15 protein-coding genes and 1 pseudogene are annotated in these 22,363 nt (G+C 73.7%); 5 read left to right on the top strand and 11 right to left on the bottom strand.

Annotated features, from left to right (window positions below):
• Nucleotides 1-10: 10 nt before the first annotated feature.
• Nucleotides 11-1,627: an esterase-like activity of phytase family protein gene (locus tag AQI95_RS01810; RefSeq protein WP_067116084.1), complete on the bottom strand. Its 1,617-nt coding sequence runs from the start codon at nt 1,625-1,627 to the stop codon at nt 11-13.
• Nucleotides 1,628-1,836: 209 nt separating this feature from the next.
• Between AQI95_RS01810 and AQI95_RS01805 the strand changes: the two genes are divergently transcribed.
• Nucleotides 1,837-2,247 (top strand): VOC family protein, encoded by a 411-nt coding sequence (locus tag AQI95_RS01805; RefSeq protein ID WP_067116081.1) that lies wholly within the window; start codon nt 1,837-1,839, stop codon nt 2,245-2,247.
• 28 nt (nt 2,248-2,275) lie between these two features.
• On the opposite strand, the gene AQI95_RS01800 is transcribed toward AQI95_RS01805, so the two are convergent.
• From AQI95_RS01800 to AQI95_RS01775, 6 genes and pseudogenes are all read right to left on the bottom strand, one after another.
• Nucleotides 2,276-3,535, bottom strand: coding sequence for an NAD(P)/FAD-dependent oxidoreductase (locus AQI95_RS01800; RefSeq protein WP_067116078.1), 1,260 nt, complete (start codon nt 3,533-3,535; stop codon nt 2,276-2,278).
• A gap of 100 nt (nt 3,536-3,635) precedes the next feature.
• On the bottom strand, nt 3,636-4,580 hold the full coding sequence (gene sigJ / locus AQI95_RS01795; RefSeq protein ID WP_067116075.1) for an RNA polymerase sigma factor SigJ: 945 nt from the start codon (nt 4,578-4,580) through the stop codon (nt 3,636-3,638).
• A gap of 63 nt (nt 4,581-4,643) precedes the next feature.
• Nucleotides 4,644-5,843, bottom strand: a complete 1,200-nt coding sequence (locus AQI95_RS01790; protein WP_067116072.1) for an FAD-dependent monooxygenase — start codon at nt 5,841-5,843, stop codon at nt 4,644-4,646.
• A 35-nt stretch (nt 5,844-5,878) separates the two neighbouring features.
• A complete protein-coding gene (locus AQI95_RS46250; RefSeq protein ID WP_067116069.1) occupies nt 5,879-7,165 on the bottom strand; it encodes a hypothetical protein in 1,287 nt (428 codons plus the stop codon).
• An 89-nt stretch (nt 7,166-7,254) separates the two neighbouring features.
• A pseudogene (locus AQI95_RS46245) lies at nt 7,255-7,788 on the bottom strand (SDR family NAD(P)-dependent oxidoreductase); the annotation flags it as partial.
• A gap of 203 nt (nt 7,789-7,991) precedes the next feature.
• The gene (locus AQI95_RS01775) at nt 7,992-10,049 is read right to left on the bottom strand and encodes a TolB-like translocation protein (RefSeq protein WP_067116064.1); all 2,058 of its coding nucleotides are present in this window, start codon (nt 10,047-10,049) and stop codon (nt 7,992-7,994) included.
• 368 nt (nt 10,050-10,417) lie between these two features.
• On the opposite strand from AQI95_RS01775, the gene AQI95_RS01770 reads away from it, so the two are divergent.
• Nucleotides 10,418-11,524: a hypothetical protein gene (locus AQI95_RS01770; RefSeq protein WP_067116061.1), complete on the top strand. Its 1,107-nt coding sequence runs from the start codon at nt 10,418-10,420 to the stop codon at nt 11,522-11,524.
• A 262-nt stretch (nt 11,525-11,786) separates the two neighbouring features.
• Here AQI95_RS01770 and AQI95_RS01765 read toward each other — a convergent pair whose 3' ends face one another.
• On the bottom strand, nt 11,787-12,560 hold the full coding sequence (locus AQI95_RS01765) for a VOC family protein (RefSeq protein WP_067116058.1): 774 nt from the start codon (nt 12,558-12,560) through the stop codon (nt 11,787-11,789).
• Between the two features lie 300 nt (nt 12,561-12,860).
• Here AQI95_RS01765 and AQI95_RS47100 point away from each other — a divergent pair, with 300 nt between their 5' ends.
• The 3 genes from AQI95_RS47100 (at nt 12,861) to AQI95_RS01750 (ending at nt 14,883) form a co-directional block, all read left to right on the top strand.
• Nucleotides 12,861-13,787, top strand: a complete 927-nt coding sequence (locus AQI95_RS47100) for an SCO2400 family protein (protein WP_067116055.1) — start codon at nt 12,861-12,863, stop codon at nt 13,785-13,787.
• A gap of 66 nt (nt 13,788-13,853) precedes the next feature.
• On the top strand, nt 13,854-14,384 hold the full coding sequence (locus AQI95_RS01755) for a hypothetical protein (protein ID WP_067116053.1): 531 nt from the start codon (nt 13,854-13,856) through the stop codon (nt 14,382-14,384).
• A 121-nt stretch (nt 14,385-14,505) separates the two neighbouring features.
• Complete coding sequence (locus tag AQI95_RS01750) at nt 14,506-14,883, top strand: hypothetical protein (protein WP_159056442.1); 378 nt, start codon at nt 14,506-14,508, stop codon at nt 14,881-14,883.
• Nucleotides 14,884-14,892: 9 nt separating this feature from the next.
• On the opposite strand, the gene AQI95_RS49775 is transcribed toward AQI95_RS01750, so the two are convergent.
• The 3 genes from AQI95_RS49775 to AQI95_RS48665 all read right to left on the bottom strand — a co-directional run bounded on the left by AQI95_RS49775 (nt 14,893) and on the right by AQI95_RS48665 (nt 22,330).
• Nucleotides 14,893-15,024, bottom strand: a complete 132-nt coding sequence (locus AQI95_RS49775; protein ID WP_279616991.1) for a hypothetical protein — start codon at nt 15,022-15,024, stop codon at nt 14,893-14,895.
• Between the two features lie 22 nt (nt 15,025-15,046).
• Entirely contained in the window at nt 15,047-19,873 is a 4,827-nt protein-coding gene (locus tag AQI95_RS01745; protein ID WP_067116047.1) for a DNA repair ATPase, read from the bottom strand.
• Between the two features lie 114 nt (nt 19,874-19,987).
• Nucleotides 19,988-22,330: a hypothetical protein gene (locus AQI95_RS48665; RefSeq protein WP_067116044.1), complete on the bottom strand. Its 2,343-nt coding sequence runs from the start codon at nt 22,328-22,330 to the stop codon at nt 19,988-19,990.
• Nucleotides 22,331-22,363: the final 33 nt, after the last annotated feature.

The raw sequence follows: 22,363 nt of genomic DNA, 5'->3' as shown, positions 1-22,363 counted from the left end.
TCGGGGCGGGTCACCCGACGGTGATCGTCACGGTCGCCGTGCTGGTCGCGGCGGGCAGCCGGGTGGTGTCGACGGCCAGGTACTCGCCGTCGTCCTGCGTGCCGTTCGGGAGGGTCTTGGCGTGCAGGGAGTACGGCGGGGCCGGGGTCGAGTCGGAGACCCCGTCGACGCCGAAGTCACTGTCGTTGCTGACGACGACCGTGCGGCCGCCGTCGGTCGTGGCGACGCCCTCGATCTTGTCGTGGCCGAAGAAGCCGCCGGTCGGGTCGAGGCCGGTGAGCAGGGAGCCGAGGTCGAGGCCGAGGGTCTTGGCCACGGGGGTGATGCCGGCCGACTTCAGGGCGGCGGTGGCGGTCGCCGTGTTCGCGGTGCCCGCGCAGGTCTCGATCGTCCGCCGGTCCGGGCCGACGAGCAGCCCGCCCTCGGCCGCGTCGTACGTGGCGCCCGGCACCGTGGCCGACGGGCCGACGTCCGTGGCGCCGGACAGGTCGATGGCGAACAGCTTCTTGTAGGCGCCCGGTTCGACGTTTCCGTCCCGCTCGTCGACGAGGAAGCGGGTGGCGCTCAGTGCGGTGATCTCGCTGACCGCGCCGCTGTTCGTCTTGGGGTCGTCGAGCAGGTACACGTACTCGTGGGTGGCGTGGGTGCGCAGGTCGTAGGTGACGATGCGCAGCGTGCTGACGTTCTTGACCTTGACTCCGGCGGGCAGGTCGGGGGCCTGGAGCGCGGACTGCATGATGCCGACGAGCGTGCGGCCGTCGGGGGTCACGGTCAGGCCTTCCATGCCCTTGTTGGGGACGCGGTTGCGCAACTCGGCGGGGAGCGAGCCGTCGAAGGGGGAGAGGCGGTCGAGGGCCCGGCCGTCGCGGCCGAAGTGCGTGATGTAGGGGCCGTACTCGTCCGACACCCAGAAGGTGCCGTCGCGCAGGGCCACCAGGCCCTCCGGGTCGTAGCCGTACGGGGAGTGCGGCAGCGCGGTGCCGTTCAGGTCGACGAGGTTCTCGCCGGTGCCCGCCTGGGAGTTGACGAGCCCGTTGTACGGGGTGCCGTCGGCGGCGCGCAGCGGTACGGTCCGCTCCAGCACGGCCTTGGTGCCCTCCAGCCGGAACCTCCCGATAGCGGGGTCGAAGTCCGGCAGCGGCAGCACCTTGGCGCCGCTGGGCGCGTCGACGTTCGGGCCGCGGTCGGTGAGGCCGTAGAACTCGTTCCTCGAGCCGGGCACCGGGTACAGCGACGATCCGTACGCCCCGGCAGTGACCCGGACCCCGCCGATCGTGGCGAGGGGCTTGAGACGGGTCCGGTACAGCCGTACGGCGTCGCTGATCCGGTAGGTGAAGGTGTCGGTGCCGTGGTAGCCGGCGTCGGGGGTGTAGCGGAACGAGCCGTCCTGGTCGAGGGCGAGCGTGCCGTGGGCGGTCGTGGTGTGTGCGACGAGGGTCGCCGGCCTGCCGCTGTCGTCGGCGAGGACCCCGTGCCGCGCGCCGATGGTCAGCGTCCGTCCGGCGTGCGCGGTGTAGGCGTCGTCGTGTGCCCGCAGCTTCGGCGTGCCGGCGTCGGCCGGTCCGGTGCCGGCCAGGGACAGGACGACGGCCGTGACGGCCGCGGTCGCGATTCCCAGACGGTTCATCTGATCCCCTCCTCGTCACGCGTCACGGTGGCGCGCGAGGAGGAAGTCTCTTCACCGCGCATGGCCGGGGGGCGTCCGGAAGGTACGCAGGGGGTAAAGCATGCCCGCGGCGGCCGGGCGGTGGTGTCCCACCGCTCCCGGTCGGGCTCCGGCCGTACCGTGGGGTGGCCAGGTGTCGAGTGTCCGACAGCGCCGAAGGGGCGAGCCGCATGGAGATCGTGTCGTCGCAGAAGATCACGCCGTTCCTGATGTTCGAGGGCAACGCCGAGGACGCGATGGCCTTCTACGTCTCGCTCTTCGACGACGCCGAGGTCGTCCACATCACCCGCTACGGCGCCGAGGGCCCCGGCAAGGACGGCAGCGTGCAGCACGCGACGTTCTCGCTCGGCGGCCGGCAGTTCATGTGCGTCGACAGTCCCGCGCGGCACGACTTCACCTTCACGCCCTCGTTCTCGCTCTTCGTGCAGTGCGAGAACGAGGCCGAACTGGACCGGCTCTACACGGCCCTCGTCGAGCAGGGCACGGCGCTGATGCCACTGGGGGACTACGGCTTCAGCGCCAGGTTCGGCTGGGTCAACGACCGGTTCGGCGTCTCCTGGCAGCTGAACCTGCCGGCGTGAACCGGTCGTCGGGACCAGGCGCCCGGGTTCACGCCGCCGTCGAGGAGGTCGCCGCGGACGGCGGTGCCCCCTCGGCCGGGCGGGGCACGACGCGGCGGCGCCGGGTCGGCATCCCGACCGTCGGGTTGGCCACGGCCCAGGCCGCGCCCTTGCAGATCAGCTCCTTGTAGACGGCGGCGAGCCGTCCGGTCAGGGCCGCCTCGACGGCACGGTCGTCCGCGGTGACGTACTGGATGAGGCCCTCCTTGCGGCCGAGCGAGATGCACTGGTTGAAGTAGCGCAGCGGCAGGTTCGGGAGCTTGCCGCCGGTCAGGCGGGCCGCGATGGCGTCGGCGGCCTGCCATGCCATGGGGGTGCCGGAGGCGCAGGACATCCGCAGCGGCTTGCCGCCGGGGCCCGTCGCCAGGGCCGCGTCGCCGACGGCGTACACGTCCGGGTGCGAGCGGGAGCGCATGGTGGCGTCGACCACGATCCGGCCGGTGTCGCCGACTTCCAGGGCGGTGGCCCGCGCGATCGGGTGGGCGGCGAAGCCGGTGGTCCACACGGTGACGGCGGCCGGGACGGAGCCCCCGTCGGCGGTGACGACACGGTCGGCCTCGACGGCGGTGACGGTGGCGTGTTCGTGCACGGTGATGCCGAGCTTGCCGAAGACGTTCCGCAGGTGCCGGCCGCCCCTGGGCGAGAGCCAGTCGCCGAGGCCGCCGCGGGCGGCGAGGGCGACGTCGAGGTCCGGGCGGGCCTCGGCGATCTCGGTCGCGGCCTCCACGCCGGTGAGGCCGCCGCCGACCACGACCACGGACCCTCCGGCGGCCAGGCCGGCCAGGCGCTCGCGCAGCCGGAGCGCACCGGGGCGCCCCGCGATCTGGTGGGCGTGCTCGGCGGCACCGGGGACGCCCCGGTCGTGGAAGCCGCTGCCGAGGGCGTACACGAGCGTGTCGTACGCCAGCATCTCGGACCCTCCCGTGAACTCACCGGCCCCTGCGGCGAGTCGACCGGACTCCCCGGTGCCGTTCGGGTCGGCGAGGGTGACGGTCCTGCGCTCGACGTCGACGCCGGTGACCTGCGCGATCTTCAGTTCGACGCCGGTGCCCGCGAACATCTCGCGCAGGGGCCGGGGCCTGAGGGACTGGCCGACCGCGAGCTGGTGCAGGCGGACGCGCTCGACGAAGTCGGGCTCGGCGTTGACGAGGGTGATGGCGACGTCCTCGGGGCGCAGCCGCCTGGCGAGGCGGCCGGCGGCGATGGCTCCGGCGTATCCGGCTCCGAGGACGACGATGCGGTGCTGCATTTCCTGGCTCCTGTCATCAGCTCTTCAGCGGGTCGCCCCTTGAACCGGGCGGCCCGCCGTTTCCTGACAGCAACCGGATGTGAAGCACCTCACATCGGAATCAGAAGGCGTGGAGCAGGGGTTCGCCGTGCTCGGCGGTCGCCCACCACCGGGTCGCGCGCTCCAGCTTGTCGGGGTTGACCTGGCTGCGGAACGCGGCGATGCCCTCGACCTCGATCTCCAGGCACATGACGCCGACGACACGGCCGTCGAAGACCGCGACGAGCGCGGGATCGCCGTTGGCGGTCGTGGCGTACACCTCGGGTGAGCCGCCGACCAGAGCGCGCTTGGCCTTGGCCGGTTTGAACAGGCCCCGCATGAACGTCGCCACCGCGAGGGCGCCTTCGAACGCCTTGGCGCGGGCCGGGACCTTCCCGCCGCCGTCGCCGATCGCGATGGCGTCCTGGGTGAGCAGCCGTACGAGCGGCTCGGTCCGGCCGCTGGTGGCGGCCGCGAGGAACTCCTCGACGATCCGCCGCGCGGCGGCCTCGTCGACCGCGGTGCGGGGCTTGCCGTCCGCGACGTGCTTCCTGGCCCGATGGAAGATCTGCTGGCTCGCGGCCTCGGTGATGTCGAGGATCTCGGCGATCTCCCGGTGCGGGTGGTCGAAGGCCTCGCGCAGGACGTACACCGCCCGCTCGCCCGGGGTGAGGCGCTCCAGCAGGGTGAGGACCGCGAACGACACCGACTCGCGCTGTTCGGCGGTGTCGGCGGGGCCGAGCATCGGGTCCCCGGCGAGCAGTGGCTCGGGGAGCCACTGGCCCACGTAGGTCTCGCGGCGGGCGCGGGCCGAGGTGAGCTGGTTCAGGCACAGGTTGGTGAGCACCTTGGTCAGCCAGGCCTCGGGGATCTGGATGCGTTCGACGTCGGCGCCCTGCCAGCGCAGGAACGTCTCCTGCACGGCGTCCTCGGCCTCGCTCGCGGACCCGAGGAGGCGGTAGGCGATGGCCTCCAGGCGGGGTCTGGACGCCTCGAACCGGTCCACGTCGTTCATGGTCAGCGCCATGGCCCGGATCCTAGCCCCGCACCGCACGCAGCGACCGCCGGGGCCGCGTGGCCGAGCCGCTCGTCACCGCAGCGGGTAGTGCGGGAGCGTGATGCCCTCGGCGGCCCTGCGGGCCATGGTGGCGGCCAGGTTCCGGCCCGGGAGGTAGGGCAGGAGGCGGTAGTAGCGGTTCAGGAAGGCGGTCAGGAAGCGGCTGCCGGGCACCATGAGGCGGGCGACGCCGTCGCCCATCTTCTGGCAGCCGGCCGCGTAGGGGCGCATCAGCTCCTCGTAGCGTGCGAAGGCCGTAGTGTGGTCGCCCCGCGCGGCGGCCAGCTCGCCCGCCAGGACGTAGGCGCCGACCAGGGCCAGTCCGGACCCCATGCCCGACAGGGAGGACGGGCAGTGGGCGGCGTCGCCGATCAGGGCGACCCGGCCCCGGGACCAGGTGTCCATGTGCACCTGGGCGACCGAGTCGAAGGAGAAGTCGGGTGCGTACCGCATCCGCTGGAGCAGATGGTCGCTCTCCCAGCCGTTTCCGGCGAACTGCTCGGCGAGGACCTGCTGTTGGCGGGCCGGGTCCCGGCGGTCCAGGTCGAGGCCCGGCGCGGCGAAGTAGAAGACGGCCTTGGCCTCCGCGTTGTGCCGGGCGCTGTACAGGGCGACGAGCTTGCCGGCGGTGCGGTAGGCGTGGCCGGTGTGGTCGAGTCCGAGGTGGTTGGCGGTGGTGAAGATCGCGCAGTGCACGCCGGAGTGCCGCACGAAGCGGTCCTCCGGGCCGAACACCAGGCGGCGGGTGGTGGAGTGCAGTCCGTCCGCGCCGATGACCAGGTCGAAGCGGCGCGGTGCGGCGCGTTCGAAGGTGGCGGTGACACCGTCGGCGTCCTCGGTGAGCGAGGTGACCGAGTCGCCGAAGACGTACTCGGTGAACTCCTCGGTGGCGTCGTGGAGGATGCGGGCCAGGTCGCCACGGAGGATCTCGATGTCACCGGCGAAGAGGTCGGCGGGCAGTTCGGCCACGGGCTTGCCCGCGCTGCTGACGTACGCCATGGATCCGGTGCCGGTGCGGGCGCGTTCGAGTGCGGGCAGGATGCCCATCCCGCGCAGGATCGACAGGTGTGCCTCGCCGCGGAAGTCCACGGCGTAGCCGCCGTCCCGCAGAGCGGGGGCGCGTTCCACGACGGTCGGGCGGAAGCCGTGCCGGTGGAGCCAGTAGGCGAGCGCGGGGCCCGCCACGGAGGCGCCGGAGATCAGGACCCTGAGGTTCTTCGCGGTGTTCGTCATGGCCCCGACTCTGCGCCCGCGCGCTCACCGCGCACTCACCACCGGCTCACCGCCGCGACGAGCGGTTCGACGAGCGGTCCGGGAAGGCCCAGCAGGCGCAGTGCCTCGGGCAGTGCCTCCGCCGTGGGGACCGCGGAGCCGGCGGTCTGCGCGGCCTGCCGGTAGCGGGCCCGGGCCTCGGCGTGGTCGCCGTGCGCCTCGGCGACCCGGCCCAGTCCGGCCAGGGCGCGTACGCGGTTGCCGAGCCCCTTCACCCAGTGCGGGCCGAGCTGTTCCAGCGCCTGGGTGTAGAGGTCCTGCGCCGTGCCCCGGTCCCGCTCGGCGAGGGCGATGTCGCCGAGTCCGCGCAGGGCCGCCGCCAGGGCACCGGTGCCGCCGGCGCGGCGGGCCAGCTCGGCCGCGCGGACGTAGTCGGCGCGTGCCGCCGCCGGGTCGGTGTCCGCCCACTGGTCGCCCCGGTTGACCAGGAGGTCGGCGCAGTCCTCCAGGGCGCCCAGCTGTTCGGCGAGGCCGAGCGCCTCGTCGGTGAGCGCGACCGCCGTCCGCCGGTCGCCCCGCGCGGCCGCGACGCCCGCGAGCGCGTCCAGCACCAGTGCGGCGCCCCAGCGGTCGCCCAGCGCACGGAACTCCGCGAGGGCCGTGCGGAAGGCTTCTTCGGCCTCGGCGGGGTTGCCGTCGCCGAGCGCCCCGAACCCGATGACGTACCGCGCGACGGCCCGGGCCCACGGCTCACCGCTGTCCCGCTGGGCCGCGACGAGAGCGAACGCCCCGGGCGCGTCCCCCTCGCCCGCCGCGTTGTGCAGCATCCACAACAGCAGGGCGGCCGGATACCGCCCCGTCCGCCCGCCCGACCACACCTCGGCCAGCGCCACCCCCGCCGCGCCCCGACACCGCCGCCACACGCCCCGCTCGTCCGGCCCGGCCGACCCGGTCCGCCCTGCCGTCGCCAGCAGGACGCAGATCGCGTACTCCTCGGACAGGCCGTCCGGGGGTGTGTCGCCCACGGTGTCGAGAAGGGCGCGGGCCTGGGGGGCCAGGGTGTCGGCCGCGCCGCGGATCCAGAGGTACGACGACGCGGCGGCGAGCAGTTCCAGGGCCGTCCCGGTCTCCTCCGCCCCGACGGCCCAGCGCACGGCCACCAGCAGGTCGGGCTGTTCCGCGGTGAGGGCCGGCAGCCGTCGAAGCTGTTCGGCCCGCAGCAGCCACGGGCCGGCGGCGCGGAGCAGCTCCAGCAACGTCCGTGCGTGGTCGCGCCGTATCCGCTCCGTTTCTCCCGCGGCGTCCAACTGCTCGGCGCCGTAGGCGCGAATCGTCTCCAGCATGCGGCAGCGCCCGCCCGTCCACTCCAGGAGGGACTTGTCGGCGAGCGACTGCAGGGTCGCCGGCCCAGTTCGTTGGCGAGCGACGGGGCCAGCGACTCCAGCGCGGCCTTGGTGACGGTGTAGCCGATCTGGGTGGAGACGGCGAACCGGCTGGCCGTGGAGCCCATGTTCACGATGCGTCCGCCGTCGTTCAGCAGGGGCAGGGCCCGCTGGATCACGAAGAACGGCGCGGTGACGTTGACCGCCAGCAGCCGTTCCCACTCGTCCAAGGCCATCCGGGAGATCGGGCTTGCCGAGGAGATACCGGCGTTGTTGACGAGGATGTCCAGCCCACGGCCGTCGAGTCCGGCGGCGAGTCCGCCGAACAGCCGCTCCACCGCGCCGACTTCACCGAACCGGGCCTGTACGGCGAACGCCCGGCCGCCGGCCTCCTCGATCCGGTTCACGGTCTCCTCGGCCGCCTCGCCGTCGGTTCCGTAGTGGACCGCGACCAGCGCGCCGTCGGCGGCCAGCCGCAGGGCCACCGCCCGGCCGATGCCCCGCGATCCACCGGTCACCAGCGCCGTCCTCCCCGCCAGATCACCCGTCGCCGCGCTCGTCGCCACGTCCGTCGTCACGCCCATCGTTCCGCTCCTTCTCCGGCGGCCGGTCCTCGGTGCGGGACCGGCGATGGATCCACCGTGGCGGCGCCCGCTCACCGTGGGCTCACCGCGCGCTCACCGAGGCGGGCTCACCGGCCGGCGGGCACACGGCGAGGCCCGGCGGCCCACCGGGAAACGGTGAGCCGCCGGGCCTGTTGCCCGAGTGAGCGCGACGCCGACAGGGCTTAGCGACCGCTGTGCGCGTCGCGGGCCGGCAGGTGCCGGCCGGGCACCGCGGTCGGATCGGCCGCCGGGCGGGCGGTGCCGGCCGCGGACGGGCCCGTGCGAGCGAAGGACCGCGCGCCGGACGCCGTCGCCGGCAGTTCGCCGCCCGCCGCCCACTGGGTGGTCGTCCAGGCGCTGCTCGCGGCGATCGCCGAGGCGATGGCGGTGCGGTTGGCGGGCGGGTACGACGTGTTGCCGCCGAAGGTCGACACCGCCCAGACGCTCGCGGCCTCCTGGCTCAGGTAGGAGGAGGCAGGTGCCGACAGGGTGGACTCGGAGGACCAGAGCATCGGTCCGTACGTGGCGGTGGCGGCGCCGCCCGCGACGGCGTTCTGCCAGGTCCAAGTGGACTCGACGGTCGCCTGGGTCGGTGCGGACCACCAGAACCGGGCCAGGTTGGCGGCGACGTCCTCATGGGCCTTGCCGCCGATGGTCCAAAAGCTCCAGACCTTGTTCAGGGCGACGTGCTCCACCGCCTGGGTGGCGTTGTAGCCGACCGTCACCAGGTTCGTGGCCGTCGGGTTCAGGGTGTTGAGGTAGTTCTTGACCGAGGTGGGGACGGTCTTGCCGTTCGTCAGCAGGACCACGCCGGTGCCGCGGTAGCCGAGCGCGGCGGCAGCCGTGGAGGCGGCGATCGGGTCGTGGTACTCGTTGCCGTCGGCGACGAAGATCCAGCTCGGCTTCGCGCTGATCTGCCGGGCGACCCGGGCCGACAGCGAGGAGAGGTCGGGGGCATCCAGGCGCAGCGGCTTGTAGCCGAGCGCCTGCACCTGGCTCGCCACCTTGGAGCCGAGGATGCGGGTGCCGCCGTTCAGGTAGACGGTGCCGCCCTTGGGGAGCGAGCGCTTGAGTTCCTTGGCCGCGGACGAGTCCAGGCCGCCGCCGGAGGTCAGCAGGACCGGGCCCTGCTTCTCGGCGGCCAGCGCGATCGCGGGGGCCGAGTAGGTGGCGTTGGACTTGTTGACCAGGACCGCGGACTTGGCGGTGATCAGGCCGGGCACGTGCGCTGCGCCCTGGGTGTCGAACGTCCAGTGGGACGCGGCCGCGTCGATGCCGGTGGAGCCGGTTCCGTAGACCCGGACCAGGGTGTTCTTCCGCAGCGGCTGCCAGGCGGGCTTGGCGCCCTTGCCGGCGTCGGTGACCTGGGTCGTCGTACCGCTCGACAGGTCCAGGAGCCGTACCGTCTGCACGTCGTCGGACCAGCCGGCGTGCGAGGTGTGCGCTTCGTAGGCGATCCGGCCGCCCGCCGGGTCCCAGGTCGGGTTCAGGTGGTCGGACGCGTCGGTGGTGACCTGCTGGACGTCGCTGCCGTCCGCGTTCGCCGTGAACAGCTGGGTCCAGCCGTCCACTTCACGCGTGAAGGCCAGCTTGCCGCCGTCCGCCGAGAACACCGGTGAGGAACCGGACGCGATGATGTTCTTCAGCGCCTTGGTGGCCGGGTCGTAGGTCCAGATGCCCTGGCTGTCGTAGCAGCCGTAGTTGTGCCGGCGTTCGAAGGCCAGCGTGCCGTTCGGACGTGCCGTCGGGTGCTCGTCGCAGACCGTCGACGGCTCCTGGGCGTCCGTCAGCAGCGGCTCCGGCGCCCACGAGCCGTCCGAGGGCCCGTAGGCGAGCTGGCCGCCGGTGCTGAAGACCACGTAGCGGCCGTCCAGCCAGAAGGTCGGGTCCTCGTAGGACGCGCTGGAACGAACCTTGGTGGCCCAGGGCAGGGTGATGGCGGAGGTGGCGCCGGTGACCCGGCCGGTGGTCAGCTGGCTCCAGCCGGCCACCACCCTGCTGCCGTCCGGCGCCCAGTTCGGGGTGTATCCGTAGTTCGGGATGCCCGGGACCGAACGCAGGCCCGTACCATCCGCGTTGACGGTCTCGACCCCCGTGGAACCGCCGTACAGGCTGATCTGGCCGGCCGCGACGTCATCCGTCGCGGCCTGCGCGCCCGGCGCGGCGGCACCGAGCAGACCGGCCGCCAGCGAAGCGGCCGAGGTGAGCGCCGCGAGATTGCGGCGCGTGCGAGATCTCAAGGAGAAGCCCCCCAGCTTGAGTTCCTGTGATGGCGCGCGCGTGTGCGTGCCGCGCGGCGCTCCAGGTGTCGGCGGTCCATCGCCGAAAGCAGGACGGTATGTGATGCCGCGCGGGGGACACCGGAAAGCGCATTCGAACATTCAATGAACAACAAACGGCGGGGCGGGCAGGACGACCCCGGTGCCGTGCAGGTGCTCGAGGGCCGCGGCGGGCCGCCCCCGCTGCCTCCTGTCCGTCCTGTCGTCCGTTCCGGGTGTGTGATGATGCGTGGCGCACGACCGGTGACCGGCGCGACCGGCGGTGGTCGGGGGTCGGGGGTCCTGGGGAGGGACCGGCCGGGTGAGGGAGAAGAAGCGGGGAGTTCGTCGTGGACAAGGGTGGGGAGTCGTCCATATCGGACGAGGAGTGGGAGCGCTTCGTGCGGGAGGCCGGGGCCGACGCACCGAGCGCGCCCGAGGAGCCCTCCGCACGGGCCCGGATGGTGGCGGGACGGCTGCGGGAGCAGCCCGACCGGCCGCACGCGTGGCGCGGTCATGAACCGCCCCGGCGGCGCGCGGGCAGGGCACGGTACGTGGTCGGTCTGCTGGTCGCGGCCGGCCTGCTCGTCGTGGCGCTGGACCCCGGCCGGGTGACCGGCTGGTTCGGCGGCGGGGGCGGGGACGACTCGGGTGCGCCGCTCGCCGTCGAGTCCGAACGCCCGGATCAGCCGCCGCCCACCGGGCCCGCCTCCCAACTGCCCACTCTGGACCAGCCGTTCAGGGGCTCACCGGCCGCCCGCTGGAGCGACGGCGGGGCGGGGATCGGGCTGCCGGCGGCACGGGCCACCGGCTGGATGAGCAAGGCGCAGGTCGCGCAGGCGCTCGCGCGGAGCCGGGACTTCCTCGTCGCGTCCAACCTGGACACCGGTGTGCTGCGCGGGGAGCGGCCCCAGAAGGCCATCGCGCTGATGAATCCGCATCAGCCCGACATCCGGAAGTACCTGGCCGCCGCGTTCCGCACGCCCAGCCGCGAGAACGATCCGCTGCTGCTGTTCAGCCGGTTCGACAGGACGAAGGTCCGGCTGGTCGGGGACGTCGTCAAGACCCGGGGACGGATCACGTACCGGGAGGGCGAGCGCGGCGCGGTCGAGGTGAGCGCCGATGTCACGTTCGTCTATCCGGTCGTCCGCGCCGCGAAGGGCAGCGACGACGTCGAACGCACCATCGTGCGCCGCGAGACCGTCATGAGCTGGGACGACCCGGCGAAGGTGGTCACCGAGTCCGGGACGTTCTCGCTGCTCTCCTACAAGTCGGACACCACGAACGGCGGCTGCGGCACCTACACCGGCTACCTCACCCCCGAGTTCGACACCGGGCAGGGGTCCCCGAGCCCGGACGACGGCCCCACCATCGACCCGTACGACCGCAGCACCTCGATCGCCCCGGGCAGGCACGGCGAGGGCGACACGGCCTGCGGGACCGCCACCCGTTCATAGGCGGCGCCGCGCGCAGCGTGCGCACCGGGGAGTGGAAGGCCGGCAGGAAGCTCAGCGTCATGCCGGCCGCGCCGATCCACAGCGTGGCCGCCGCCCCGAACACGGAGCCCGACGCTCCGCCGAGGACCGCGCCGAGCGGAAGGCCACCCGAGGACACGAACCGGGCCGTCGCGCTCGCCCTGCCCAGCAGCCGGTCCGGGGTGAGGACCGGGTGGGTGGCGGGCGTCAGCGCGACGGTCGACGTCACGCCCGACGGCCGACGTCAGGCCTGGCGCGGGTCCGGCTTGAGTACGGCGAACACCGCCTCGGCCGGGTCGGTCAGCCAGGCGACGCGGCCGACGCCGGGGATGTTCGCCGCCGGCATCAGCACCGTGCCGCCGCAGTCGCGGGCCGCGGTGACGAACGCGTCCGCGTCGGCCACCGCGAAGTACGGCACCCAGCGCGCCTCCTCCCCGGTGTCCTGCAGCGGGGCCACACCGCCGAAGGCACCCTCCTGCCGGTCGCCCGCCGCGATGCTGAGCACCTGGTACGTCATGCCCGGCGCCTGCATCGCCTCGCTCCGCCAGCCGAACAGCCTGCGGTAGAAGCCGATGGCCGCCTCCGTGTCACCGGTGTGCAGCTCCACCCAGACCAGCGTGTCGTTCTGCGACGCGCGCTGCAGGCCCTGCCCGGACTGGAGCACGGCGAACTGCCCGCCCTGCGGGTCGGTGAACTGGGCGAAAGTGGCCTCGCCCATGCTCATCGGCTCGGTGCGCACCGCACCGCCGGCCGCGACCACGATCCGGGCGGCGGCCCGCGCATCGTCGCTGCGGAAGTACGTCATCCAGGCGGACCTCGCCCCGGACTCGGTCAGCGGGCCGAGCGCGGCCACCGTGCCGCCGCCCTTCTGGAAGTAGCCGTAGCCGCCCGCATCCGGGCCGGCGGAGACGAACTCCCAGCCGAAGACGGCGCCGTAGAAGGCGGCCGACCCCTCGATGTCGGGACTGCCGAGGTCGATCCAGTTGGGCGACCCGGTGCGGAACTCTGTGCCGAGCATGCGTGTCCTCCTGCCGGTCGGTGCGCAGCCGCCCGCCACTGCGCCGACGGAGCCGCCCGCCACTATGCCGACGGGCACCGGCGGGCGCGGCCCGGACACGGCCCACCGGACCGGAGGCCCGACGGGTTTCACCCGGCCGGGGAAACAGCACCCGGCGAATCTGCGCAGGAGTGCCACACGGGCTGCACACAGCCTTTCGAAAGGCTCGTTACCGTGACTGGTCGCTCGACCCCCTGTACGAGCATGACCAGGCCGCGCCCCCGGTGGGCCGACGGCGCAGTCGACTCAGGAAGACCGCAGATGGACTACTGCTCCTCGTGCCGCCGGCACCTCAACGGTGCCCTGGTCTGTCCCGGGTGCGGTGCCTACGCCCCCGACATCGCCCCGCCCGGCACCCACGGCAGCCGCCCCGAGCCGTCGTCACTGTTCGCCGACCAGGGCCCGACCGCACCGCACACATCGCACGCGTCGCACGCCGACCAGGGCTGGTTCGCGACGGCGTCGCCGTCGGCCCCCGCCGCCGACGGCTGGTTCGACACCGGGAACCCCCACAGCGAGGTCTCCACCGCATCCCCCGCCGAGTTCGCGGACGCATCCCCCGTCGACGTCACGGACGCGCCCTCCGCCCCGCGGGGACGCGCGGCCCGGCGTCGCCAGATGGCCCGCTGGAAGAAGAACCAGCGCCGGGCCGTCGTGGCGACCGCCGTCGCGCTCGTCGGCGGCGGCCTCACGCTCGCCTCGATGGACCGCGGCTCCGGCGGCCGGGCCCAGGCGGCCACGGCGCCGGACAACCGCAGCATGGGCCTCACCGAGGACCCGTCGACCGCGCCCAGCCGGCCCGCGTCCACCGCGACACCGCCCGCCACCGCGCACCGGCACACACCTGCCGCCCCGACGGCGCGGACGACCGTGGCCAACGTCCCCCACCAGCAGACGCTCGCGGCCACGCCGCGGCCGGCCGTCCCCCACACCGACAGCGCGACCGTGGCGTCCCACCCGACCGCGTCGACGGCACCGGCCGCGGCGGCCACCCCGCAGCCGCGGAGCACCGCACCGGCGTCGTCCTCCGGTACGGCCGCACAGCCGACGCCCTCCACCGGCGGCACCACCAGCACCGGCGCAGACACCGGCACAGGCTCCACCGGGGGCGGCTCCTCCGCATCCGCCCCGGCCTCCGCGTCGACCTCACCCACCCAGCTCTGCCTGGTCCTGATCTGCCTGGGCTGATCCAGTCCCCGCAATGCTCGCCGGTTGATCAGCTACGCTACGCGTCCGACGACGGGAGAGAGACACATGTTCGTGTCCGGTGGGCGGCTGAGGGCGGCCGGTGTGACGGCGATCCTGCTGGCCGTGCTGACCGCCTGCGGCGGCGGCACGTCGAACGGCGCGCGGACCACGGCGCCGGCGACCACCGCCTCCCCCACCCCGACCCAGAACCCCGTCCACGGCATCAAGGACACCCTCCGCCACGTCACCCGCAGGACCACCCCGGCCACCCGCCCGCACCTGGTGAGGAGCTGCACGCCCGGCACCCGCCAGGTCCGGCACACCTCGCGCTCCGGCTCCGGCAGCCACCGCCGCACCCGCACCTGGTACACCACCGAGCACTACCAGAACTGCCACAAGGTGCGCAGCGGCACCGAGACGTACCGCCGGGAGCTGCGCCCGGAGCGCTGGTGCGTCCTCCTGGACGACGTCGGCGGCGACCGCAAGCGGGACGACGTCTGGTTCCGCGTCGACCACGTCGACTACAACCGCATCCTCACCGCCGACGACCACACCCGCGTCCAGTTCGTCCCCCTCCTCCCGAACACCGGCTGCTGACAACGGCGTTGTCCGGCCGCGCTCGTCGGACGACAACCCCGGCGGCGGCGAGCGGCGGGCCCACCACGCGTGAGTACGACAACGGATGTGCCCCCGCCCCGTGCCCCGCCACGATGGCGTGGTGAATCCTTCTTCCGCAGCGCCCCCCGGGGGCCGGACGGACCGTGGTCCGGTCGTCGGGCTGCTGGTGGCGACCGTGCTTCTGCTGCTGCCCCTCGTGTACGGGCTGTACTACATCGCGCACGACTCCATGGAGTGCTTCGGACCGACCGGCTGCCGGGGCGACCACGACGACAAGGCGTCCCTGGCGCGCGCGGCCGGATGGCTGGTCGGCGGGCCCTCCTGCGGCGCCGTGCTCTTCGGTCTCGGCGGAGCCGTCCTGCGGCGCCGGGCCGGGGTCTGGGCGGCGGCCGGTGCGCTGCTCGGCACGCTCGTGGTCTGGGCCGCGATGCTGGTCTGGCTGAAGCACAGCTGGGAGAACTCGAACTTCGAGATCTGAGCCGGGCGCTCATCCCCCGCGTGGTTCGTCCTGGTCCGTCTGCGGCCCACGTGCCAGTCGGCGGTCCCGGCGGATCAGTACCGCCGTGCTCAGGACGACGAACGCGAACGCCGCCGACAGCGGCACCAGGAAGCCGACCATCACCGCCCCCTTCCGCCGACCCTCACCGCTCCTCCCCGCCACCGTTCGCGCGGGCCCGGTTGATGGCGGTCTCCACGGACGCCACCCGGTCCGCGAGCAGGCCCAGGGCGGCCACCGCGCGGGTGAGGGGGTCGTCCTCGGGGCCGCCGAGGACGCGGGCGCGGACGTGGGCCGCCTTCACCTCGGTCCAGCGGGCGGCCCGGCCGGTGTCGAGCGTGCCGCGCAGTTCGGCCAGTTTGAGGAGGTTGGCCTCGGCGCCCGTGGTGAGGGTCTGGGCCTCGGCCGTGTAGTGGTCGTCGACGACGGCCTCGCGTTCGGCGTCGTTCATGACCGGCCGCAGCCGCTGGGCGATCTTGTTCATGTCGCGGTAGGAGCCCTGGAGGCGGAAGGGGGGTTCCGGACGGGCCTCCTCCGAGCGGGCGGCGGAGGCGATGTAGGCCGCGTTGACCCGCAGCACGGTCTCGCGGGCCGCCAGGAGATGCCCCAACACCCGTACCACCGCGTCCAGTTCGGCCGGCGGCATCGGCTGGGTGAGACGGTCGGCGTGGGCCGTGGGGTCGGCGGCGGCCAGCCGGACCAGCAGGTCCAGATCGGCGCGGTCGCGGGTGGCGAGCGGGACGAGCACCGGGTTGGCGGTGAGGGCGTTCTCGACGAAGCTGAGCGCGAAGACGTCGTCCTTGCCGGTGAGGACGTCGCCGAGGTTTTGCACGTCGGCCCGGTTGGCGAGCATGTCGGGCAGGCGGAAGCGCTCGCCGGACTCGGTGTAGGGGTTGCCGGCCATGCAGACCGCGAACCGCTTGCCGCGCAGGTCGTAGGTGCGCGGCCGGCCGTCCCACACACCGTCCACGCGCCGGGTCGCGTCGCACAGCGGGATGAACTTCTGCAGCAGCTCGGGCGAGGTGTGCTGGATGTCGTCCAGGTACAGGAGCGTGTTGTTGCCGGCCGCCAGCGCGAAGTTGACCTTCTCGATCTCGCGGCGGGCGGTGGCGTTCGGGGCGTCGGCCGGGTCCAGCGAGGTGACGGTGTGGCCGAGCGCGGGGCCGCTGACCTTGACGAGCATCAGGCCGAGCCGGTCGGCCACGTACTCCATGAGGGTCGTCTTGCCGTAGCCGGGCGGGGAGATCAGCAGGAGCAGCCCGCCGGTGTCGGTGCGCTTGGACGCGCCGGTGGTGCCCAGCTGGCGGGCCAGGCTGTCGCCGATCAGGGGAAGGTAGACCTCGTCGACGAGGCGGCCCCGGACGAACGCCGACAGCACCCGGGGACGGTGGTCGTCCAGACGGAGCCGGTCGCGTTCGGCGGCCACCAGGGTCGTACGGCGGTGCTGGTAGGCACGGAAGCCGGGTACCTCCTCGGCCGCGAAACGGGCGGTGCGGGACAGGAACTCGTCCAGGCGCAGCGGCAGTCGGCCGCCGCTCACCCTCGGGTGCGCGCCCAGCAGGCCCTCCGCCGTCGCGGTGAGCGGGGCGTCCCCGTCGTGGCGGGGCAGGTCGGGGCAGAGTTCGGCGACGACCGCCTCGGCCAGCTCGCCGGGTCCCGCCTCGGTGCCGATGGCCTCGGCGTACGCGCCGAGCCAGGCCGCCACCACCTGCCGGCGCGCCGCCAGATCGGTCAGCCCCTCCAGATCGCCGCGGTAGCTTCCGCCCGTGTGCCGGAACTTCTCCAGCAGCGTGCGCGCGGTGACCCCGAGGACGAAGCCGGCGGGCCCGGTGGTCAGCTCCTCGAAGAGGTACGCGGCGGCCGGCCCGCCGGCCGGGCCCGGATCCCAGGCCTCCATCGCGTCCGCCAGTTCCCGCTCCAGCTCCCCGATGGCCGGTACGGTGCCGAAGGCGTCCCGGGCGCGGGCCAGGGACAGCGCCCGCCGCCGCCATGCGGTACGGGCCTCCTCCGTGGTGCCGTGCGCCCAGAACAGCTGGGCGGCGGCGCGGGCGGCGGGCTCGTGGCGCAGCGTGCCGGCGCCCTCGTACAGGGGCAGCAGGGCGTGCAGCACGGCGGTCGCGTCATGGTCGTGGACGCCGCGCTCGTAGCCCTCGTCGTACGACTCCTGCGCCGCCCGGCGGACCAGGCCCGGCAGGTCGTCGGCGGCGGCGAGGGCGGCCGGGCCGTGCTCGGCGAGCAGCCGGGCGGCGAGGTGCTCGGCGCGGTAGACCCCGGCCGACTCGGAAGGCAGGTGGCGGTCCCAGTAGGGGCGGTACGCGGCGAAGTCGGGGTCGGTGACCGGGGCGCGGTAGTCCGTCGCCGTCACCGCGTAGGCCAGGGTGTCGCCGTGCGGGACGAGGGTGAGGTCGAGCGGCTGGGTGTTGACGGCGAAGCGGTGGCCGCCGAGCAGCAGGGTGCGGCCGTCGTCGGCGTACAGGTCGGTGCGGTCGCGCAGGGCGCGGGCCGCCTCCTGGCGGGCGGACTTCAGCCGGCCGTCGAGTTCCTCGGCGCGCACGCCGTCGCCGAGGGTGCGCAGTTCGCCGGCGGTGCGGCGGATCTTGGCGACCAGGGGGTCGGAGGCGAAGTACGTCGTCACCGCGTCGGTGTCGGCGAGCGTGGCCGCGCGCCGGCCGATCGTCTCCAGCATGCGCCCCGCCGAGACGGCGAGCTGTTCGGCGCGGCGGGCGCGGGCGTCGGCGAGTGACTGCTTGCGGGCGGCGAACGCCTCGTAGACCTCGGTGCGCCGGTCGGCGAGTTCGGTGAGGAAGTCGTCGAACTCGGCGAACCGGCCGTCCAGGTCCTCCACCCGGCCGAGGACGGAGGCGAGCTGGTCGTCGCACTCCTCGGGGGTGCCGGAGGCGGCGAGCGCGGCGGTGACGGCCTGGGCGAGCAGCGCGGTCTCGGCGGCGAACTCGGCCCGCCCCTCGCTGTCCTGGAGGGCTCGCCTGCGGCCGTCGAGGGTGGCGCGGGCCCGGTTGACGCCGCCCAGCACCTCGGCGATCCGCTCCAGCACGGCGGTACGGACGGTGGCGTCGGCGATGTCGAGACCGGTGACGACGTCGGTGACGGTGCGCAGCCCCTCGGCCAGCTCGTCCAGCCGGGCGGTGACGGGCGCGGCGCCCGCGACGGTCGCGACGGCCGCCGCCTGGCCGACGAGCCGCTCGACCTCCTCCTGCTGGGCGGTGAAGGCGTCGTCGCGGGCGAGGAAGGTCACCGCGCGCCGGCCGAACGCGGCGAGGTCGGCCGCGGCGCCGTCGGCCAGCTCCGCCAGCCGGGCCGTGTCGACGTACCGCAGCTCCCGCAGGGTGAGCAGGTGGCCGTGCGCGTGCCGGAGTTCGGTCAGTCCGCGCACCCAGGCCGCGGCCTCGCGCGGGGCCTCGCCGCGCAGCCGGCGCACCACGGCGGCGATCCGCTCGGCGGCCTCGTCCAGGGCACCCGCGGCCTGCCGGGTCAGCTCCCGTACGGTCTCGAACTCGGCCAGCACCTGCTCGGCGGTGCCTCGCAGCTCGCCCAACGGACCCGCCAGGTCGCCGAGTTCGGGATCGTCGAGCCAGTGGTTGGTGTCGGCGGCGCGGACACAGGCGGCGGCCAGCGCCCGGTAGCCCTCGCCGGTCTCGATGCCGTCGGCGACCAGCCGGGCGACGGACAGGCAGTCGGCGAGCCCGCGCACCAGGTCCGCGTTGCCGACCCGGGCGAGGGCCCCGGTGCCGGTGCGCAGGGCGGCGGCATGGGTGTCGGAGACGTACGGCGAGGTCCACCACTGCAGCGGATGGGTGTGCGCGGGCTCGTCGCCCCCCTCGCGCAGCGCGGCGAGCGCGCCGTCCTCGAAGAGCGCCCAGCCCCGGCACGACAGCGGGGTCGCGACCTCCTTGCGCAGGGTGTTGTACGACAGCAGCAGCGTGCGTCCCCGGGCCCGGGACCGGAACGCGTACAGCACGTCCTCGCCGTTGGGCGCGCGCACCTCCCGCTCGAACTCCAGCTCCCGCACGTCGAGTTCGTACGTCCGGTGCCCGGCACCGGCCAGGCAGTACCCGCCGGGGAAGACGATCCCCTGCTCCTCGGGCAGGCGCCTGCAGGCCTGCCCGATCCCGTCGAGCCGGACCACCGTCCGGGTCAGCGTGTCGAACACCAGGTAGCGGTCGGTGTCCTCCTTGTACGGCAGCACCCGCAGCAGCACCAGCGGACCGACGCGCGCGTACCCGACGGCCGCGTCGGCGAGCGACTGCAGCGGCTCCTGCACCGGCTCGGCGTACAGCGGATCCCCGTCCGTGGTGCGCACGGTGAGCGTTCCGCCGACGGTCGACACCCCGACTCCGGCGGGGACGGCGACATGCGGCGCACGGCCCAGCACGTGGTCCTCGCGGGTGGTCGGCGTCCAGGTCAGGTCCTGGGCCGGCGGGAAGGTGTCGTCGCGGTCGCCGCGCGCGTCCAGGAACGCCACGCGGCCGTCGTCGGCGACGCTCCAGCGCAGGACGCGGACGTCGTCGGCGTTCTCGCCGGTGCGGAACACGGCCAGCAGTCGGCCGTCGACCCGGCGCAGCCGCAGCAGCCGGGCCTGCCGGTAGTAGCGGTGCAGGGCGGTGAACTCCCGTACGAACGCCGGGTCGTCGAGCAGACCGGGCACGGCGTCCGCGGGCAGCCGCTCGCCGTCGCGGCCGTACAGCGCGAGGACGTCGGCGACGGCGGCCTCGGTGCCGTCGGCCGTCTTTCCGGTGCCGCCGAAGAGCAGGGCGTCGCCGACGGCCACGATGTCGCAGGGCAGGCACGGACGGCCGGTGTCGAGCCGGGCGGTGGCCGCGAGGTCGAGCCGTACCGAGCCGAACTCCTCGGCCCTGCGGGTGTTGAGCGCGTCCGCCCTGCGGGCGAGGTCGGCGGCGTGCGCGGCGAGCCGGTCGCGGAGTACCTCATAGGTACCGGCGTCGACGGTGGCCATGGGGAGTGCTTCCCTTCGTGGACTGTGCGGCTGCCAGCTCGGGGCTGCGAGACGTGTGCCGGGTGCGGGTGCGTGGGGGCCGCTCGCTCCCACGCACCCGCGTACCGCCCGCCGTCAGTTCGGCGAACCGCTCCCGTTCAGGGCCGTCAACGGCGTGTCCGACAGGCCCAGTTCGCTCGCCCGGTCCAGCAGCTTCTGGAGCTGCCCCGTCTGCGGGCCGCCGCCCCCGATCTGCTTCATCAGCAGCGCCGACACCGTCAGGTTCCGCACGTCGGCCGTACCGATGGCTCCGAGGACCCGGCTCAGGTCGTCCGTGAAGCTGCCGGAGCCGTCCAGCCAGGGCTTGGCCAGCGCCTGGGCGGTGTGGGAGTTCTCGACGAAGCCGTCCACGCCCTTGCCGAGGGAGACCGCGGACACCAGCCGGTCGAAGAAGACGGACTCCCCGCCGACGATGTCGATGTCGGCGTTCTCCAGACCGGTGGAGAGGACGGCCGCCTGCGCCTCGGCGACCTGCCGCTGCGTCTCCAGACCGGCCAGCCGGATCTCCTTCTCGGCCTGCAGCCGCAGCCGGTACTCCTCGTGTCCGCGCGAGGCCTCGTCGAGGGCGGCCATCGCGGCGGCCTTCTCGGTGAGTCCGGCCGCCTCGGCCTTCAGCTTCTCGCCGATGGCGGTCGCCTCCGCGAGCGCCTTCGCCCTGGCGCCTTCCGCCTGGGCCGCGCCCATGGCCTTCGCGCCCTCCGCCTGGGCGGCGCCCATCGCCTTCGCGCCCTCGGCCTCGGCCAGCGCCTTCGCCCGCGCACCTTCCGCCTCGGCCTTCAACCGCGCCTCGGTGGCCTCCGCCGCCGCCCGCGCACCCTCGGCCTCCGCCAGGCCCTTCGCCCTGGTGCCTTCCGCCTCGGCCTTCAACCGCGCCTCGGTGGCCTCCGCCGCCGCCCGCGCGCCCTCGGCCTCCGCCAGGCCCTTGGCGCGGGCGCCCTCGGCCTCGGCGAGGGCCTTGGCCTGAGTGCCCTCGGCCTCGGCGCGCAGCCGTGCCTCGGTGGCCTCCGCCGCCGCACGGCCGGCCTTGACCGTGACCTCGGCCTCCTTGTCCCGGACCTGGACGGCGGCCAGCCCCTCGGCGGCGGCCTCGGCCTGGACGCCCTCGGCGAGCCGCAGCTTGGCCCGGGCGTCGAGGTCGGCGGTCTTCAACCGGGCCTCGGCCAGGGTCAGTTCCTCCGCCGCCCGGTGGGTCGCGGCCTGCTCGGCGGCCTCGGCGGCCTTGATGTCCTTGACCAGCTTCTCCTGCGCCTCCGCCTCGGCGGCGATGACGAGGGTCTGCCGCTCGCGCTCGGCCTCCTCGACCACGCGCAGCTTCTTGATGGACTCCTCCTGCTCGGCGACCGTACGGTCCACCGCGACCCGCTCCCGGACGACCTCGGCGATGTCCCGCTTCTCCGCCTCGACCTCCTTCTCCGCGGAGATCTTCGTCAGCTGCGTCTCCCGTTCCCGGGCGATGACCTCCAGCAGCCGGTCCTTCTCTATGCGCTCGTTCTCGACGGCGATGACGCGCTCGCGGTTCTTCGCGGCGACGGCGATCTCCCGGGCCTGGTTCTCGCGCTGCACGCCCAGCTGTTCCTCGGTGCGCAGGAAGGCGCCCTGCGCGCGCAGCCGCTCCTCCTCCACCACGCGGGCGGTCTCGGCCTCCTCGCGTGCCCGGGAGGTCTCGATCTCCCGCTTCTTCTTGATCTCGGCATCCGCCTGCCGGCGCTCCAGCTCCAGGATGGCCTCGCGGGCGTCGACGTCCTGGCGGGTGATCTCCATCTGCTCGTTGCGCTTGGCCTCGTTGGTGCGCACGTGCTCGACGGCCGTCAGCTCGGTGATCTTGCGGATGCCCTGGGCGTCGAGGACGTTGGCCGGGTCGAGCTGGGTGAGCGGGGTCTGCTCCAGGTAGTCGATCGCGGCGTCCTCGAGGTGGTAGCCGTTGAGGTCGATGCCGATCAACTCGATGACGTGGTACCGGAGTTCCTCGCGCTTGGTGTAGAGGTCGGTGAAGTCCAGCTGCTTGCCGACGGTCTTCAGCGCCTCGGAGAACTTCGCGTGGAACAGCTCCTGGAGCGTGTCCTGGTGGCTGGCGCGTTCGGTGCCGACGGTCTGGGCGACCTTGATGACGTCCGGGACGGTCTTGTTGACCTTCACGAAGAACAGGATCCGGATGTCGGCGCGGATGTTGTCCCGGCAGATCAGCCCGTCCCGGCCGGAGCGGCTGATCTCGATCGTCTTCACCGAGATGTCCATCACCTCGGCCTTGTGCAGGATCGGCAGTACGACCTGCCCGGTGAAGGACACGTCGACCCGCCGGGTCTTCGACACGATCAGGGCCTGGCTCTGGTCCACCTTGCGGTACAGGCGGGAGAACGCGAGCAGCGCGAGCACCACGAACACGAGACAGCCGGCGACGAGCACGCCGAGGACTTCCATGACACACGTCCTTGCGTCAGACGATGGGTACGG

Origin of the sequence: Streptomyces yokosukanensis (assembly GCF_001514035.1) — a bacterium.
Classification (GTDB): Bacteria; Actinomycetota; Actinomycetes; order Streptomycetales; family Streptomycetaceae; genus Streptomyces; species Streptomyces yokosukanensis.
Note: the sequence above shows the minus strand (reverse complement) of the source record. Positions and strands in the feature narration are given on the sequence as shown.